The 16544-nt window shown below is 72.1% G+C and carries 18 protein-coding genes; 17 read left to right on the plus strand and 1 reads right to left on the minus strand.

Annotated features, from left to right (window positions below; translation table 11 throughout):
- Nucleotides 1-87 precede the first annotated feature (87 nt).
- The gene (ftsH, locus tag ACH4N1_RS25200; protein WP_398100295.1) at nucleotides 88-2028 is read left to right on the plus strand and encodes an ATP-dependent zinc metalloprotease FtsH; all 1941 of its coding nucleotides are present in this window, start codon (nucleotides 88-90) and stop codon (nucleotides 2026-2028) included.
- 52 nt (nucleotides 2029-2080) lie between these two features.
- Here the strand turns inward: ftsH and ACH4N1_RS25205 are convergent, their stop codons facing one another.
- Nucleotides 2081-2947 carry an SAM-dependent methyltransferase gene (locus ACH4N1_RS25205; RefSeq protein ID WP_398100297.1) on the minus strand — a complete coding sequence of 289 codons (867 nt, stop codon included), beginning with the start codon at nucleotides 2945-2947 and terminating at the stop codon, nucleotides 2081-2083.
- A gap of 200 nt (nucleotides 2948-3147) precedes the next feature.
- On the opposite strand from ACH4N1_RS25205, the gene ACH4N1_RS25210 reads away from it, so the two are divergent.
- The 16 genes from ACH4N1_RS25210 to dprA all read left to right on the plus strand — a co-directional run bounded on the left by ACH4N1_RS25210 (nucleotide 3148) and on the right by dprA (nucleotide 16419).
- The gene (locus ACH4N1_RS25210) at nucleotides 3148-4563 is read left to right on the plus strand and encodes a His/Gly/Thr/Pro-type tRNA ligase C-terminal domain-containing protein (protein ID WP_398100299.1); all 1416 of its coding nucleotides are present in this window, start codon (nucleotides 3148-3150) and stop codon (nucleotides 4561-4563) included.
- A 259-nt stretch (nucleotides 4564-4822) separates the two neighbouring features.
- Entirely contained in the window at nucleotides 4823-5419 is a 597-nt protein-coding gene (locus ACH4N1_RS25215; protein WP_366059846.1) for a hypothetical protein, read from the plus strand.
- Nucleotides 5420-5737: 318 nt separating this feature from the next.
- Entirely contained in the window at nucleotides 5738-6157 is a 420-nt protein-coding gene (rpsP, locus tag ACH4N1_RS25220; RefSeq protein ID WP_363092124.1) for a 30S ribosomal protein S16, read from the plus strand.
- A gap of 5 nt (nucleotides 6158-6162) precedes the next feature.
- Nucleotides 6163-6402: an RNA-binding protein gene (locus ACH4N1_RS25225; protein WP_005479813.1), complete on the plus strand. Its 240-nt coding sequence runs from the start codon at nucleotides 6163-6165 to the stop codon at nucleotides 6400-6402.
- A gap of 145 nt (nucleotides 6403-6547) precedes the next feature.
- Nucleotides 6548-7153, plus strand: a complete 606-nt coding sequence (rimM, locus tag ACH4N1_RS25230; protein WP_398100301.1) for a ribosome maturation factor RimM — start codon at nucleotides 6548-6550, stop codon at nucleotides 7151-7153.
- The gene (gene trmD / locus ACH4N1_RS25235; protein WP_398100303.1) at nucleotides 7153-7986 is read left to right on the plus strand and encodes a tRNA (guanosine(37)-N1)-methyltransferase TrmD; all 834 of its coding nucleotides are present in this window, start codon (nucleotides 7153-7155) and stop codon (nucleotides 7984-7986) included. The genes rimM and trmD overlap by 1 nt, the downstream gene beginning before the upstream one ends.
- A gap of 134 nt (nucleotides 7987-8120) precedes the next feature.
- On the plus strand, nucleotides 8121-8471 hold the full coding sequence (gene rplS / locus ACH4N1_RS25240; RefSeq protein WP_010353847.1) for a 50S ribosomal protein L19: 351 nt from the start codon (nucleotides 8121-8123) through the stop codon (nucleotides 8469-8471).
- A gap of 45 nt (nucleotides 8472-8516) precedes the next feature.
- Nucleotides 8517-9251, plus strand: coding sequence for a signal peptidase I (gene lepB, locus ACH4N1_RS25245; protein ID WP_398100306.1), 735 nt, complete (start codon nucleotides 8517-8519; stop codon nucleotides 9249-9251).
- Nucleotides 9244-10338, plus strand: coding sequence for a signal peptidase I (gene lepB / locus ACH4N1_RS25250; protein ID WP_398100308.1), 1095 nt, complete (start codon nucleotides 9244-9246; stop codon nucleotides 10336-10338). Before lepB (ACH4N1_RS25245) ends, lepB (ACH4N1_RS25250) begins: the two co-directional genes overlap by 8 nt.
- Nucleotides 10226-11206 (plus strand): signal peptidase I, encoded by a 981-nt coding sequence (gene lepB / locus ACH4N1_RS25255; RefSeq protein WP_398100310.1) that lies wholly within the window; start codon nucleotides 10226-10228, stop codon nucleotides 11204-11206. The genes lepB (ACH4N1_RS25250) and lepB (ACH4N1_RS25255) overlap by 113 nt, the downstream gene beginning before the upstream one ends.
- 246 nt (nucleotides 11207-11452) lie before the next feature.
- Nucleotides 11453-12235, plus strand: coding sequence for a signal peptidase I (gene lepB / locus ACH4N1_RS25260; RefSeq protein ID WP_398100312.1), 783 nt, complete (start codon nucleotides 11453-11455; stop codon nucleotides 12233-12235).
- Nucleotides 12225-12758 (plus strand): NUDIX hydrolase, encoded by a 534-nt coding sequence (locus ACH4N1_RS25265; protein ID WP_398100314.1) that lies wholly within the window; start codon nucleotides 12225-12227, stop codon nucleotides 12756-12758. The genes lepB (ACH4N1_RS25260) and ACH4N1_RS25265 overlap by 11 nt, the downstream gene beginning before the upstream one ends.
- 56 nt (nucleotides 12759-12814) lie before the next feature.
- Complete coding sequence (locus tag ACH4N1_RS25270; protein ID WP_003965949.1) at nucleotides 12815-13123, plus strand: DUF2469 domain-containing protein; 309 nt, start codon at nucleotides 12815-12817, stop codon at nucleotides 13121-13123.
- A gap of 110 nt (nucleotides 13124-13233) precedes the next feature.
- The gene (locus tag ACH4N1_RS25275) at nucleotides 13234-13635 is read left to right on the plus strand and encodes a YraN family protein (RefSeq protein ID WP_398100316.1); all 402 of its coding nucleotides are present in this window, start codon (nucleotides 13234-13236) and stop codon (nucleotides 13633-13635) included.
- A gap of 1 nt (nucleotide 13636) precedes the next feature.
- The gene (locus ACH4N1_RS25280; protein ID WP_398100318.1) at nucleotides 13637-15262 is read left to right on the plus strand and encodes a YifB family Mg chelatase-like AAA ATPase; all 1626 of its coding nucleotides are present in this window, start codon (nucleotides 13637-13639) and stop codon (nucleotides 15260-15262) included.
- On the plus strand, nucleotides 15259-16419 hold the full coding sequence (gene dprA / locus ACH4N1_RS25285; protein WP_398100320.1) for a DNA-processing protein DprA: 1161 nt from the start codon (nucleotides 15259-15261) through the stop codon (nucleotides 16417-16419). Before ACH4N1_RS25280 ends, dprA begins: the two co-directional genes overlap by 4 nt.
- The last annotated feature ends 125 nt before the right edge of the window (nucleotides 16420-16544 follow it).

The following is a 16544-nucleotide window of genomic DNA, read 5'->3' on the forward strand; positions in this document are numbered from 1 at the left end:
CTTCGCACGCCCTCTCGTGCCGAGACGGGTGCCCCCTTCGCGTTCCCCGCGGGTGCTGACGGCTGCGGTGTGTCGTAACGTCCCGATATGAGCAACCCTGCGCCGCCACGGAAGTCGCCCGACAAGCCCTGGCGCACCGAGGGCGCCCCGGAGGAGCCGCCGAAGCCGCCGTCGGGCGGACGACGGCTGCGCGGCGGCTGGTGGAGCCTGATCCTCGCCGCACTGGTCGTCTTCCTGATCGCGCTGCTCGTGCTGTCGCTCTACAACAAGGGCGACGAGCCGACGATCTCCTACACCGAGTTCAGCAAGCAGGTCGACGCCGGCAACGTCAGCAAGATCTACGCCAAGGGCGACGCGATCCAGGGGCAGCTCCGGAAGGAGCGGGACAAACCGCAGGGTGACGGCACGTACACCAAGTTCCGCACCGAGCGGCCGACCTTCGCGGACGACCGGCTCTGGGAGAACCTGACCGAGAACGACGTCACCGTCACCGCAGAGCCGGTCGTCCGCCAGCGCAGCCTTCTCGCCAATCTGCTGATCGCGCTCGCCCCGATGGTGCTGCTCGTCGCCGTGTGGGTGTTCATCGCCCGGCGGATGCGCTCGGGCTTCGGCGGGGCGGGCGGCATGCTGGGCCGCAAGGCGCCGCCCCGGCCGGTCGAGCTGGAGCCGGGGCAGGAACGGACGACCTTCGACGACGTGGCCGGCATCGACGAGGTCGCGGGCGAGCTGAGCGATGTCGTCGACTTCCTGAAGAACCCCGACGCCTACCGCAGGATGGGCGCCAAGATGCCCCGCGGCGTGCTGCTCGCCGGCCCGCCCGGCACCGGCAAGACGCTGCTCGCGCGGGCGGTCGCAGGGGAGGCGGGGGTGCCGTTCTTCTCCGCGTCGGCGTCCGAGTTCATCGAGATGATCGTGGGCGTCGGAGCCTCCCGGGTGCGGGAGCTGTTCGCGGAGGCCCGCAAGGTGGCCCCGTCGATCATCTTCATCGACGAGATCGACACCATCGGCCGGGCCCGCGGCGGCGGCTCGGCCATGGGCGGTCACGACGAGCGCGAGCAGACCCTCAACCAGATCCTGACCGAGATGGACGGCTTCTCCGGCTCCGAGGGCGTGATCGTCCTCGCCGCCACCAACCGCGCCGACGTCCTGGACCCGGCCCTCACCCGGCCGGGCCGCTTCGACCGGATCGTCAACGTCTCGCCCCCCGACCGCGGCGGCCGTGAGGCGATCCTCGCGATCCACACCCGGGAGATCCCGCTCGCCCGGGACGTGGACCTCGCCCAGGTGGCCCGTACGACCCCGGGCATGACCGGCGCCGAACTGGCCAACCTCGCCAACGAGGCGGCACTCCTCGCCGTCAAGCGGGGGCAGGACCAGGTGACCCGGAGCGACCTGTCGGAGGCGCTGGAGAAGGTGCAGCTCGGCGCGGAACGCTCCCTGGTGATGCCCGAGGAGGAGCGGCGCAGGACGGCGTACCACGAGAGCGGGCACGCCCTGCTGGGGATGCTCCAGCCCGGTGCCGACCCGGTCCGCAAGATCACCATCGTGCCGCGCGGCCGCGCCCTCGGCGTGACCCTGTCGACGCCGGACGCCGACCGGTACGCGTACACGGAGGAGTACCTGCGCGGCCGGGTCATCGGCGCGCTCGGCGGCATGGCGGCCGAGCACGTCGTCTACGACATGATCACGACCGGTTCCGAGAACGACCTGGAACAGGTCACCGGCATCGTGCGCGGCATGGTCGGCCGCTGGGGCATGAGCGAGCGCGTCGGCCGCATGTCGGCCCTGCCCGGCGACGCCCAGCAGGCCTACGGGCTCTCCGCCGCACCGCAGACCCTCGACGCCATCGACGACGAGATGCGGCGCGTGGTCGACGAGTGCTACGAGGAGGCCTGCCGCAAACTCCGCGACCACCGCGGCCAGTTGGACGCCCTCGCCCGGGCGCTGCTGGAGAACGAGACGCTGGACGAGGCGGACGCGTACCGCATCGCGGGCATCACCAGGCTGACCAAGGACACCGAGACGTAGCACCCGCGGCACGAGGGTCCGGCGGAGCCGGGGGCGCAGGAGGGCCGGGGTCTCAGGGGATCCGGGCGATCAGGTACCGGAAGACGTTCGGCATCCACACCGTGCCGTCCGCCCGCCGGTAGGGGTGGAGCGCCTCGGTCACCTCCTTGTCCACCTGCGCCCGGTCCGTCGCGGAGATCGCCGCGTCGAACAGGCCCGTGGACAACAGGCCCTTGAGGGCGCTGTCCACGCCCGCGTACCCGAACGGGCAGGCCACCCGGCCGGAGCCGTCGGGCCGGAGGCCGGCCCGCTGGGCGACCTCCTCCAGGTCGTCGCGCAGCGCCGGGCGCCAACTCCCCGCCGCCCGCAGCGGATCGGCCAGCCGGGTGGCGACCCGCACCACGGACGAGGTCGCGCAGCGCTCCGGCGGACCCCAGCCCACCAGCACCACGGGTGCTCCGCGCTCCGCCAGCGGGGTGGCGGCCGCGAGGAGCTCGCCGAGCCCCTCCGAGTCGCCCGCGAGGCATCCGATGGGCTCGAAGGCGGTCACCAGGTTGTACGCGGGCTTCTCCGCGTCGGCCGTGTCGGCCGCGTCGCCGGGGGAGCCCTCCACGAGGCGCGTGCCGCCCCCCGCGCGCGTGCCGCCCGCCTCCGGAGTCAGGCGCTGCCGGGCGAGGGCCAGCCGCTCCGGGGCCCGGGCCTCGACGCCGGTGAGGACCGCGCCTCTGGAGGCCGCCATCAGCAGGGCCAGCCCGGAACCGCAGCCGAGGCCCAGGAGACGGGTGCCGGACCCCACTCCCAGTCGCTCGTAGACGGCCTCGTAGAGCGGAACCAGCATCCGCTCCTGGATCTCGGACCAGTCACGCGCGCGTGCACCGCGGTCGACGCGGAGCGCGGGCCCCGCATGAGGCAGGTGCTCCCGCACGAGCGTAGGTGTCATGGATAAGCGCCCCAATCCGCCGAGAGTTTGCCGCAGTACCCGTTCAGGTGGCCCCCGTCAGTGCGCCCGCACTCCCTCCCGTATGCCAGGTAACTCCCCACTCGACCCGGCGTCCAGAGGTTGCGGGGGCCCGCTTGCGCGCCGCCCGCGCGTGTGGCGAGATTTCACATTCCGGCAACGCGGACCCGTACCGTCGCGCCATGGCAGAGGCGCCCGTCCTCACCCCGAGGGCGGACGACTTCCCCCGCCGGTACCAGGACCTGATCGCCAAGGCGGAACTGGCTGACAACGCACCGGTGCGCGGCACCATGGTGATCCGGCCGTACGGGTACGGGCCGTGGGAGCGGATGCAGGCGGAGACGGACGCCCGGATCAAGGAGACGGGCACCCGGAACGCGTACGTCCCGCTGCTGATCCCGCGGTCCTCCCTCGCGCGCGAGACCGACCACGTCGAGGGCTTCGCGCCCGGGCCGGCCGTGGTGACCCACGGCGGCGGCAAGGAGCTGGAGGAGCCCGCGGTCGTCCGGCCCACCTCCGAGATGATCGCCAACGAGTACTTCGCGAAGTGGGTGCAGGGCTACCGCGACCTGCCGCTTCTCATCAACCAGTGGGCCGACGTGGTGCGTTGGGAGCTGCGGCCCCGCCTGTTCCTGCGCACCACGGAATTCCTGTGGCAGGAGGGCCACACCGCGCACGCCACGTACGAGGAGGCCCGGGACTTCGCCGCGCGCGTCCACCGCCGGGTCTACGAGGACTTCATGGTGAACGTCCTGGCCATGGACGTGGTGCCCGGCCGCAGGACCGCCGGGGAGCGGTTCGCCGACGCGATCGACACCCTGACGCTCGAAGGCATGACGGGCGACGGCAAAGCCCTCCAGATGGCCACCAGCCACGAGCTGGGCCAGAACTTCGCCAAGGCCTTCACCACCTCGTTCCTGTCGAAGGACGGCAGGCGGAAACTGGTCCGGCAGACCTTCTGGGGCTCGACGACCCGCATGATCGGCGGCCTGGTGACGATGCACGGCGACGACCACGGGCTGCGCGTCCCGCCCCGGCCGGCCCCGGTCCAGGCCGTCGTCCTCGCGATCAAGGGCGACGAGGCGGTTCCGGCCAAGGCCCGCGAGGCCGGCGACCGTCTCGGAGCGGCCGGGATCCGCGTCCGCGTCCACGACCGCACCGACACCCCGTTCGGGCGGCGCGCGGTCGACGGGGCGCTGAAGGGCGTCCCCGTCCGCGTCGAGATCGGCCCGCGCGACCTGGAGAACGGCACGGCGATGCTGGTCCGGCGCATCCCCGGGGGCAAGGAGCAGGTCGCCCTGGACGCACTGGCCGGCCGGCTGCCCGCCGTTCTGGAGGAGGACCAGGCCCTGTTGCCCGGCCAGGCCCGCGAGCGCCGCGCGTCGCGCACGACGGGCGTGTCCACGCTCGGCGAGGCCGTCGAGGTGACCACCGCCGGCGGCTGGGCCCGCATTCCCTGGGCCACCCTCGGCGCGGACGGTGAGAACGCGCTGGCGGAGCACGCGGCGACCGTACGGTGTCTGGTCCCCGAGGACGGGTCGGTGCCCGAGGCCGAGGACGCGCCCGGTAACGTCGCCGTCGTCGCGCGCGCCTGCTGAGTCGACGCCCTCCGTTCCGAGGGCGACCGAAACGTCTCTTGCGCCTCGGCCGGACACTCCCTCCCCGGCCCTGGACATGACACGAGGCGCGGGGCGTACGTGGGGCTACGCACCGGCTTGGTAGGAGCTGTGAGGCTTCTCCGCAGATCAGCGCACCCGCCCTCGTCAGGACGCATGAGTGGAAACTGACGGGTACGTGCAAATTATTTGGGATGCCCCGGAATCGGAACACAGCGGCACCCCCGCTCGTTGTCATTACGTGAGCACGACACAGACACCACCTGTTCTCGCCGCAGAGCTGGCACAGGCGTGGGCCGACATTCAGCGGTACCACCCCGAGCTGCCGGACCTTGCCGCGCCAGAGTCACTGATCGGGGAGTCGTCGTCCGCCTGCGGTCACGAACTCTCCTTCGAGCGACTGCTTCATGAGGCAGTCCATGGCATCGCCGCCGCCCGCGGAGTCCGCGACACCTCCCGCGCCGGCCGCTACCACAACCGCCGGTTCCTCGCGATCGCCGAGGAACTGGGCCTGGACCATCCCGAGGAACCGCATCCCAGCAGCGGCTTCTCGCTGGTGGTCCTCAACCCCGAGGCCAAGCGGCGCTACCGCCCGACCATCGAGCGCCTTCAGCGGGCCCTCAAGGCCCATGTGGTCGCCACCACCGCCGAGACGACCCGTGCCTTCCGCGGCCCGGCCGCCCGGCACGGCTCCTCCGGCGGCGGCGTCCGCGTCAAGGCCGTCTGCGACTGCGGACGCAACGTCCGGGTCGTTCCGTCGGTCCTGGCCCAGGCCCCGATCGTGTGCGGAGGCTGCGGCAAGCCGTTCCGCATCCCGGAGGTCATGGGCGCGGCGTGACCGCGGGCGCGGACGCACCGGCATCTCGTGGCTGCCGGTTCGACAGGCGCCGCGGGGAGCCGTCACCCGACGGCTCCCCGCGGCGCGGCGCGCACCCGACGTACGGCCGTCGCGGCGCCGGGTGCTCCCGCGGCATGCCCCGGCGCACCCGCGGCTCAGGAGGGCCCGCAGGGTGTGGCAGAATGGTCAGCTGTACTCGACAGCCGCACAGGACCCCTCTCTCCTCCGGCTGACGCGTCCATCGGGCACTCGGGTACCGCAACCCCACGCGGCAATCTCGCCGTGCCCAAACACGTCAATCCAGGAGAACTCACTCCCGTGGCAGTCAAGATCAAGCTGAAGCGTCTGGGCAAGATCCGTGCGCCTCACTACCGCATCGTCGTCGCCGACTCCCGTACCCGTCGTGACGGTCGTGCGATCGAGGAGATCGGCAAGTACCACCCGACGTACCACCCGTCGGTCATCGAGGTCGACGCCGACCGCGTGGCCTACTGGCTGGGTGTCGGCGCGCAGCCGACCGAGCCCGTGCTCGCCATCCTGAAGAAGACCGGCGACTGGCAGAAGTTCAAGGGCGAGCCCGCCCCGGCTCCGCTGCTCGTCGCCGAGCCGAAGAAGGCGCGTCCGTCGTTCGAGGCCCTCGGTGGCGAGGACACGGGCAAGGGTGAGGCCATCACCCAGAAGAAGAAGGCTGAGAAGAAGGACGAGGCCGCGGCTGAGTCCGAGTCTACCGAGGCCTGAGCAGCATGCTCGAAGAGGCGCTTGAGCACCTCGTGAAGGGCATCGTCGACAACCCTGACGACGTGCAGGTCGCCTCGCGCGACCTGCGCCGCGGGCGAGTGCTCGAGGTCCGGGTCCACCCGGACGACCTCGGCAAGGTGATCGGCCGCAACGGCCGCACCGCACGCGCCCTGCGCACCGTCGTGGGCGCCATCGGCGGCCGCGGTGTCCGCGTCGACCTCGTCGACGTCGACCACGTCCGCTGACGCATCAGCAGCACCGGCTCGGGCCGGGGAAGGCCACTGGGCCGTCCCCGGCCCGCAGTCGTTACGGCGGGCGCACACGAACGCCAGGCATGACAGGCATGACAGGCATGACAGGTACGACAGGTACGACAGGAGATCTTCGACAGTGCAGCTCGTAGTCGCACGGATCGGCCGCGCCCACGGCATCAAGGGCGAGGTCACCGTGGAGGTCCGCACCGACGAGCCGGAACTGCGGCTCGCCCCCGGCGCCGTACTGGCGACGGACCCCGCCGCCAAGGGTCCGCTCACGATCGAGACAGGCCGGGTGCACAGCGGCCGTCTCCTCCTGCGCTTCGAGGGGGTCACCGACCGCACGGCGGCCGAGGCCCTGCGCAACGTCCTCCTGATCGCCGAGGTGGACCCCCGGGAGCTCCCCGAGGAGGAGGACGAGTACTACGACCACCAGCTCATGGACCTGGATGTGGTGACGAAGGACGGCGTCGAGGTCGGCCGCATCACGGAGATCTCGCACCTGCCCTCCCAGGACCTCTTCATCGTGGAGCGGGCCGACGGGAGCGAGGTGATGATCCCCTTCGTCGAGGCGATCGTCGTCGAGATCGACCTGGAGGAGCAGCGGGCGGTCATCGACCCGCCGCCCGGCCTGATCGACGACCGCGCCGAGATCGCCTCCGCGCGCGACGAGGACGAGACCGCCTCCGCACGGGACGAGGAGGCGCGAGAGGACGCCGACGGGACCGGGGACGGCTCCTGATGCGCCTCGACGTCGTCACGATCTTCCCCGAGTACCTCGACCCGCTGAACGTCTCCCTGGTCGGCAAGGCACGCGCGCGTGGACAGCTGAACGTCCGGGTGCACGACCTGCGGCAGTGGACGTACGACCGCCACAACACCGTCGACGACACCCCCTACGGCGGCGGCCCCGGCATGGTCATGAAGACCGAGCCGTGGGGCGACGCCCTCGACACCGTCCTCGCCGACGGCTACGAGCGGGGCGCGCACGCCCCCGCGCTCGTCGTCCCCACCCCGAGCGGCCGGCCCTTCACCCAGGAACTCGCCGTCGAACTCTCCGAGCGGCCCTGGCTGATCTTCACCCCGGCCCGCTACGAAGGCATCGACCGGCGCGTCGTCGACGAGTACGCCACCCGGATCCCCGTCTACGAGGTCTCCATCGGCGACTACGTCCTGGCCGGCGGCGAGGCCGCCGTGCTGGTCGTCACGGAGGCCGTGGCCAGGCTGCTCCCCGGCGTGCTGGGCAACGCCGAGTCCCACCGCGACGACTCCTTCGCGCCCGGCGCCATGGCCTCCCTCCTGGAGGGCCCCGTCTACACCAAGCCGCCCGCCTGGCGCGGCCGGGAGATCCCCGAGGTGCTGCTCAGCGGCCACCACGGAAAGATCGCACGCTGGCGCCGCGACGAGGCCCTGCGGCGCACGACGGCCAACCGGCCCGACCTGATCGAACGCTGCGATCCCCGGGCCTTCGACAAGAAGGACCGCGAGATGCTCTCCATCCTGGGCTGGTCACCCGACCCCGAGGGTGAGCCGTACGGCCGATTTTGGCGCAGGACCGACGGCGTGGAACAATAGGTCGCTGTTGTGCGCAGTCCGGCGTGCGCCCCTGCCACGGGGGGACACGACGCCCGCCCCGACGCGCACCACTCCCCTTCAGAACTCCTAGTTTCCGTTGATGACCTGTGGCATCAACGAGGAAAGCAGACGAAATGTCTCACCTGCTCGACACCGTCGACTCCGCGTCGCTGCGCAGCGACGTCCCGGCCTTCCGCCCGGGTGACACCGTCAACGTCCACGTCCGCGTCATCGAGGGCAACCGCTCCCGTGTGCAGCAGTTCAAGGGCGTAGTCATCCGCCGCCAGGGCGCCGGTGTCCGCGAGACCTTCACGGTCCGCAAGGTCTCCTTCTCCGTCGGCGTCGAGCGCACCTTCCCGGTGCACACCCCGATCGTCGAGAAGATCGAGCTGGTCACCCGCGGTGACGTGCGTCGCGCCAAGCTCTACTACCTCCGTGAGCTGCGCGGCAAGGCCGCGAAGATCAAGGAGAAGCGCGACAACTGAGCGCCTTCAGGAGTTCATGACGGGGCCGGATAGCATCTGGCTCCGATGGACACCGAAGCTCAGCCGACGGAGCGCGACCGCTCCTCCCGCCCTTCCGATCCCGGAGCGATCCCGGACCCGGAGGGACCGGAGGACCGGTCGCGTTTCGCGTTCGTGGCACGGATCACGGAATGGCTGCCGGGCGGCCGGATCAGTCTCACGTTGCTGATCTGCCTGTTGTTCCTGCTGCTCCTCAACCTCTTCGTGGTGAAACCGTTCCAGATTCCCAGCGGATCCATGGAGAACGGATTGAGGATCGGCGACCGCGTTCTCGTAAATAGGTTGGCGTACCGTTTCGGGGCCGAGCCGCGGCGCGGGGACGTCGTCGTGTTCGACGGCACCGGATACTTCGGGGACGCCGACTACATCAAGCGCGTTGTGGGTGTGGGGGCAGACCACGTGGTCTGCTGCGACAAGGAGGGGAGGATCCAGGTGAACGGCCGGCCGGTCGACGAGTCGACGTTCCTGTATCCGGGCGACAGTCCGTCCACGGTGCCCTTCGACGTGGTCGTGCCCGAGGGCACCCTGTTCGTCCTCGGCGACCACCGCAGCGACTCCCGCGACTCCCGCGACCACCTCGGCTCGCCGGGCGGCGGCATGGTCCCCGTGGACGTCGTGATCGGCCGTGCCGACTGGATCGCCTGGCCCTTCGCCCACCTCACCCGTCTGCACCGCCCGAGCGGCTACGCGCGCGTGCCGGAGGCGAGCACCGAGCCGGACCCGGCGGGCGCGCATGGGTAACCGCGGCAAGCCCCGCGGCGCGTCCGACAGCGCCGCGGACAACCTCCTGCCCACCGGTGTCCGGCGCGCCGCCGGACCGGCCGGCGGCCGCACGCGCGCGGAGCGGCGCAAGCTCCAGCGCAAGGTCAAGCGCAAGCGCAGGCGCAGCGCCGTCCGGGAGATCCCGCTGCTCGTCGGGGTCGCCGTCCTGATCGCGCTCGTCCTGAAGACGTTCCTGGTGCAGGCCTTCGTGATTCCGTCCGGCTCCATGGAGCAGACGATCCAGATCGGCGACCGGGTCCTCGTCGACAAGTTCACCCCGTGGTTCGGCTCCAAGCCGCAGCGCGGGGACGTCGTGGTCTTCAAGGACCCCGGCGGCTGGCTGCAGGACGAGCAGACCACCACGAAGAAGGACGACCCCGTCGTCGTCAAGCAGATCAAGGAAGGGCTCACCTTCATCGGTCTGCTGCCGTCCGACGACGAGAAGGACCTCATCAAGCGGGTCGTCGGCGTGGGCGGCGACCACGTCCAGTGCTGTGACGCGCAGGGGCGGGTCACCGTCAACGGCGTTCCCCTGAACGAGGCGGACTACCTCCACCCCGCCAACGCCCCCTCGCTCACGCCCTTCGACATCACCGTCCCCGAGGGACGCCTGTGGGTGATGGGCGACCACCGGGAGAACTCCGCGGACTCCCGGTCCCACCAGGACACGGACTACGGCGGCACGGTGTCGGAGGACGGAGTGGTGGGGCGCGCCATGGTGATCGCCTGGCCGCTGGGCCACTGGAACTCCCTCAAGGAACCGCAAACCTTTTCCTCCGTGACCGACTCGGCGTCCGGGGCGGCCGCGCAGTCCGACGGGTCGCATAGGGTTGCCCCCGACGATCCGAACGGAACGATCCGACTCCCGAGCCCTGCGGAACTCCCGCTCGTTATGGGAGTAGTGGGCCTGCGCCGTATGTGGGGCAGGCAGCGGCACAGAGTGAGGAGTTGGCGTGGGGGATGTGGCGGTTGGCGCACGGTCCGGGCACGACGGCGAGGAGCACCGCGGACACCCCGTGGACGAGGCCGGCCCGGCCGCGGACGGCGCCGTGACCTCCGGGAATGACTTCCCGGCGGCCGGGGACGGCGGGCCCGGGGACGGGCAGCCCCCCGTGACGGGGCAGGGTTCCGGTGACGGGGCCCCCAGGGCGAAGAAGCCGCGCTCGTTCTGGAAGGAACTGCCGATCCTGATCGGCATCGCGCTCGTCCTCGCGCTGCTGATCAAGACGTTCCTCGTGCAGGCGTTCTCGATCCCCTCCGACTCGATGCAGAACACCCTCCAGGAGGGCGACCGCGTCCTGGTCGACAAGCTCACCCCGTGGTTCGGCTCCGAGCCCGAGCGCGGCGAGGTCGTCGTCTTCCACGACCCGGACGCCTGGCTCGCGGGCGAGCCCACCGCCGAGCCGAACGCGATCCAGACCTTCCTCAGCTGGATCGGCCTCATGCCGTCGGTGGAGGAGAAGGACCTGATCAAGCGGGTGATCGGGGTCGGCGGAGACACCGTCTCCTGCAACAAGACCGGCCCCCTGAGGGTCAACGGCAAGGCGCTGAACGAGCCGTACGTGTACCCGGGCAACACCCCGTGCAGCATGGACGACCAGGGCGGCCAGTTCACGGTGAAGGTCCCCAAGGGGTTCATCTGGGTGATGGGCGACCACCGCCAGAACTCGCGCGACTCCCGCTACAACCAGTCCGACAAGAACCACGGCATGGTCCCCGTCGACCAGGTCGTCGGGCGTGCCATCGTCAAGGCTTGGCCGATCAACCGCTGGGGCACGCTGCCGGTGCCGGACACCTTCGACCAGCAGGGCCTCCAGGCCGGCTCGGCGGCTTCGACCGCCCTCACGGTCGCCCCGCAGAGCGTCGCGCTGGCCGGTGTCGTACCGGTGGCCCTCTGGCGCCGTCGGCGCGCCGGGGCGGCCGGAACCCGCTGACCCGGCCGGGCCCCGCTTCGGTCCGGGACGCGCTGATCCGGACGCACCTGCTTCGGTCGGCACCTGTTTCGGGCCGACACCTGCTTCCGCCGGGACGCGCTGATCGGCCGGGATCCGCCGGGGCGGCCGGGCCCCTGATCTGCCCAGGTGCCGCTGATCCGCTCGGCAAACCCTTTCCCAAGCCCCGGCCCCGGCCGGGGACGAGGGGCTGACCCGGCCTCGTACCGCCGGGTAGGGTGCCGATCCATGGGTGGCGAGAGCACGACACGCACGGCCCCGCACGTCGGCGGTGGCACCAGCAGCGGCCCGGCGGGCGGGCGGACCGGACACGTGCTGTCCGGTGTGGCCGTCGCGCTGGGCCTCGCGCTGTTTCTCGGCGGATTCGGCTGGGCGGCGCTCATCTACCGGCCGTACACCGTGCCCACCAGCTCCATGTCCCCGACCATCGCCGCCGGGGACCGCGTCCTCGCCCAGGTCGTGGACGGCGACGAGGTGCGCCGCGGGGATGTCGTCGTCTTCACCGACAAGACGTGGGCGAGCAACGCGCCCGTCGTCAAGCGGGTCGTCGCGGTCGGCGGCGACACCGTCTCCTGCTGCACCGACGGCAAGCTGACCGTCAACGGCAAGCAGATCGAGGAACCGTACCTGCCCGAGGGCAGCCTCGCCGAGATCACGAACTTCCCGACCGTGAAGGTCCCCGACGGCCGCCTCTTCCTGCTCGGCGACGAACGCCAGGGCTCCCTGGACTCCACCGCCCACCTCACCGACGCCGCCAGCGGCACGGTGTCCCGCGGGTCCGTCAAGGCCCGCGTGGATGCCGTCGTATGGCCCGCGGACGGCATGCTCAAGCGCCCCACCGGCTTCGAGGCGTTGGGCACGCTCTCCGAGCCGGGGCCGCTGCGCACGATCGGCTGGCTGATCGCGGCCGGCGCGGTGCTCGTCCTCGGCGGCGGCGCCTACGGCCCCATCGCCAAGCGCGCCGCCAGGGGCCGCGCCGCCACCCGTCCGGAGCCCGCCGGTGCCCGCTGAGGCGACGGACACGGGCGTCGACTCGCACGAGGGCGGACTGCGCAGGGTTGCCCGGGTGGTGCTGCTCGACCCCGCGGACCGCATCCTGCTGCTCCACGGCCATGAGCCGGACGACCCGGCCGACGACTGGTGGTTCACGCCCGGCGGCGGCGTGGAGGGCGACGAGACCCGTGAAGAGGCCGCGCTGCGGGAACTGGCCGAGGAGACCGGCATCACCGACGTCGAGCTCGGCCCGGTGCTGTGGCGGCGGAGGTGCTCCTTCCCGTTCGCGGGCCGCCGTTGGGACCAGGACGAGTGGTACTACCTGGCCCGTACGGCCGATGCGTCCGGGGTGGAGCCCCGGGCGACGGCCCTCACCGAACTGGAGCGGCGGAGCGTCTCCGGAGCGCGCTGGTGGACGTGTCGGGAACTGGCCCGGGCACATGAGACGGTGTATCCGACCAGACTCGCAGGGCTGCTGAGCGAACTGCTCGACGAAGGTCCCCCGGCCCGGCCCGTAACCCTTGACACGGAAATCGTCTAGCGGCTCTCGGGACTGGCGCACAATGGGGGGATCGCACGGCTGAAGGGGAACATGCCATGAGCGCCGAGGACCTCGAGAAGTACGAGACCGAGATGGAGCTGAAGCTCTACCGGGAGTACCGCGACGTCGTCGGTCTGTTCAAATACGTGATCGAGACCGAGCGGCGTTTCTACCTGACCAACGACTACGAGATGCAGGTGCACTCGGTCCAGGGTGAGGTGTTCTTCGAGGTGTCGATGGCGGACGCCTGGGTGTGGGACATGTACCGGCCGGCCCGGTTCGTGAAGCAGGTGCGGGTGCTCACGTTCAAGGACGTGAACATCGAGGAGCTGAACAAGAGCGACCTGGAGCTTCCGGGCGGATGACCGTCGCTCCCGCGGGAGCTGCCGGACGGATGACCGCCGTTCTCGCGAGTGACGGAGTTGTCCACAGCCGCCGAGTTGTGCACCAAGATCCTTCCGGCTCCCGCTGATGCGTGAACGTTGGCGCCGGAGGTGGTGCCGACATGAAGACGGATCTGGCACGAGGCGCACTCGGCAGGTACGGCGAGGACCTGGCCGCACGGCGGCTGGCGGAGGCCGGGATGACGGTCCTGGAGCGCAACTGGCGCTGCGGCAGGACCGGTGAGATCGACATCGTCGCGCGGGACGGCGACGTGCTGGTCGTCTGCGAGGTCAAGACCCGCCGCGACGGAGGGTTCCAGCACCCCATGGCCGGGGTGACGCCCGAGAAGGCGGAGCGGCTGCGCGGACTCGCCGAGCGATGGATCCAGACGCACGGAGGAGCCCCGCCGGGCGGCGTCCGCATCGACCTGGTCGGCGTCCTCCTGCCCCGCCGCGGGGCCGCCCTCGTCGAGCACGCACGGGGGGTGGCCTGAGATGGGGTTCGCGCGCACCTGCTCGGTGGCGCTGGTGGGCGTCGAAGGCGTCGTCGTCGAGGTCCAGGCCGACCTGGAACCCGGAGTGGCGGCGTTCACCCTGGTGGGGCTGCCCGACAAGAGCCTGAGCGAGAGCCGGGACCGGGTCCGGGCGGCGGTGGTGAACTCGGGCGGCGAATGGCCGCAGAAGAAGCTCACCGTCGGCCTCAGCCCCGCCTCCGTGCCCAAGGCCGGCAGCGGCTTCGACCTCGCCATCGCCAGCGCCGTGCTCGGCGCGGCCGAACGGATCGACCCGCGGGTGCTCGCCGACATCGTGATGATCGGCGAGCTGGGTCTCGACGGACGGGTCCGCCCGGTCCGCGGGATCCTTCCCGCGGTGCTGGCGGCGGCGGACGCCGGCTACGAACAGGTGGTCGTACCCGAGTGCGCCGCCGCCGAGGCCTCACTGGTCCCGGGCGTCTCCGTGCTCGGCGTGCGCAGCCTGCGCCAGCTGATCGCCGTCCTCGCCGACGAACCGGTGCCCGACGAGGAACCGGACGAGTCGGGCCGGCCCGACCCGCTCATGGCCGGCCTGCGGATGCCCGGCACCGGCACGGCCACCGGGGCGCACGGCCTCGGCACCGCCCCGCACGACCCGGGGCACGACCTCGCGGACGTCGTGGGACAGCGCTCGGCGCGCACGGCCGTCGAGGTCTCCGCGGCGGGCGGGCACCACCTGTTCCTGGAAGGCCCGCCGGGCGCCGGCAAGACCATGCTCGCGGAGCGCATGCCGGCCGTGCTGCCCCGGCTCGACCGGGAGGAGTCCCTGGAGGTCACGGCCGTCCACTCGGTCGCCGGACTGCTGCCGCCGGGCAAACCGCTGATCGACGTTCCCCCGTACTGCGCCCCGCACCACTCGGCCACCATGCAGGCGCTCGTGGGAGGCGGCCCCCACGTAGCCCGGCCCGGAGCCGTGTCGATGGCCCACCGCGGCATCCTCTTCCTGGACGAGACCCCGGAGTTCAGCACCCACGCCCTCGACGCGCTGCGGCAGCCCCTGGAAGCCGGTCACGTCGTGATCGCGCGCAGCGCCGGCGTGGTGCGGTTTCCCGCACGGTTCCTCATGGTGCTGGCGGCGAATCCGTGCCCGTGCGGCCGGTTCTCCCAGCGCGACACCCTGTGCGAATGCCCGCCCTCGGCGATCCGCCGCTACCAGGCCCGGCTCTCCGGGCCACTGCTCGACCGGGTGGACCTGCGGGTGGAGGTCGACCCGGTCAGCAGGGCCGAGCTGGCCCACCGCGGCCCCGGCGGCGACTCCACGGCTACCGTCGCCGACCGGGTCCGGGCCGCACGCGAGCGCGCGGGAGCCCGGCTGGCGGGCACTCCCTGGCGGACCAACAGCGAGGTGCCGGGACGGGAGCTGCGCAGCCGGTGGCATCCCGCGACCGGCGCGATGGACGAGGCCGAGCGGAGCCTGGAGCGGGGAGTGCTCACCGCCCGCGGGCTGGACCGCGTCCTGCGCGTCGCCTGGACCGTCGCCGACCTGGTCGGACACGACCGGCCCGACGCGGGGGACGTAGCCCTGGCCCTGCAACTGCGCACGGGGGTCCCGCGCGGCGTGCCGATGGCGCTCGGAGCACTCACGTGACCGGCACCGACGGGCCGGGCGGGGAGCGGCTCGCGCGGGCCTTCCTCACCCGGGTCCTCGAACCTGGCGACGAGGTCGGCGGCGGCTGGGTGCGCGAGCGCGGTGCCGGGGAGGTGGTACGGCGGCTGCGCGCCGGCCGGGAGGCCCTGCCCGGGGTGACCGGGCAGCGATGGGCCGGGCTCCTGGCGCGGGCGGCCCGGGCCGAGCCGGAACGGGACCTGGCCGTCGCCCGGGAGACCGGGGTGCGGTTCGTGTGCCCGGGGGACACCGAGTGGCCCGGCCCGCTGGACGATCTCGGGGACGCCCGGCCGCTGGGCCTGTGGGTCCGCGGCCGGCCCAGCCTGCGGATGTGGGCGCTCAGGTCGGTCGCGGTCGTCGGCGCCCGCGCCTGCACCGAGTACGGCGCGCACATGGCGGCCACCCTCGCCGCCGGACTCGCCGAGCGCGGCTGGGTGGTGGTATCCGGCGGCGCCTACGGCGTCGACGGCGCCGCGCACCGGGGCGCGCTCGCCGCGGGCGGTGCCACCGTCGCCGTGCTCGCCTGCGGGGTCGACCGGCCCTATCCGCGCGGACACACCGGATTGATCGACAGGATCGCGGAACAGGGACTGGTCGTGGGTGAGCTGCCACCGGGCGACCATCCCACGCAGAGCAGGTTCATCCTGCGCAACCGGGTCATCGCCGCGCTCACCGGCGGCACGGTGGTGGTCGAGGCGGCCCACCGCAGCGGCTCCCTCGTCACCGCGCGGGCGGCACAGCGGCTGGGCCGGCACACCATGGGCGTCCCCGGCCCCGCCACCAGCGGACTCTCGGCGGGGGTGCACGAACTCCTGCGCGCGGAGGCCGTGCTGGTCACCGACGCCGCGGAGGTCGTCGAACTGGTCGGCGGCATCGGAGAACTGGCCCCGGAGCGGCGCGGCCCGGTGCTGCCCCACGACCTCCTGGAGCCGGACGCCCGGCGCGTCCTGGCCGCGCTTCCCGGCGGACGGGCGGCGGCGGTCGACGAGATCGCCCGGGAGGGCGGCACCACCCAGGACGACGCGATCGCGAGACTGTACGAACTCAGGGCACTCGGTTACGTCGAACGACACGGCGACGACTGGAAGTTGACACGCCAGGCGATGGTCACCGTCCGAGCGGGGCGACGCTCGTGTTGACCGAGGGGGTTCGGCCGTCCGAGGGAACGCCGAAGCCCTTGAGATTGACCGCAGTTGACACGGTCCGCCGGTCACCCAGGGCGACCGCCGCGCCCCGCCGGGTCGCCCAGCGGAACGTATCTGCG

Source organism: Streptomyces sp. NPDC017202, assembly GCF_044331705.1.
Classification (GTDB): Bacteria; Actinomycetota; Actinomycetes; order Streptomycetales; family Streptomycetaceae; genus Streptomyces.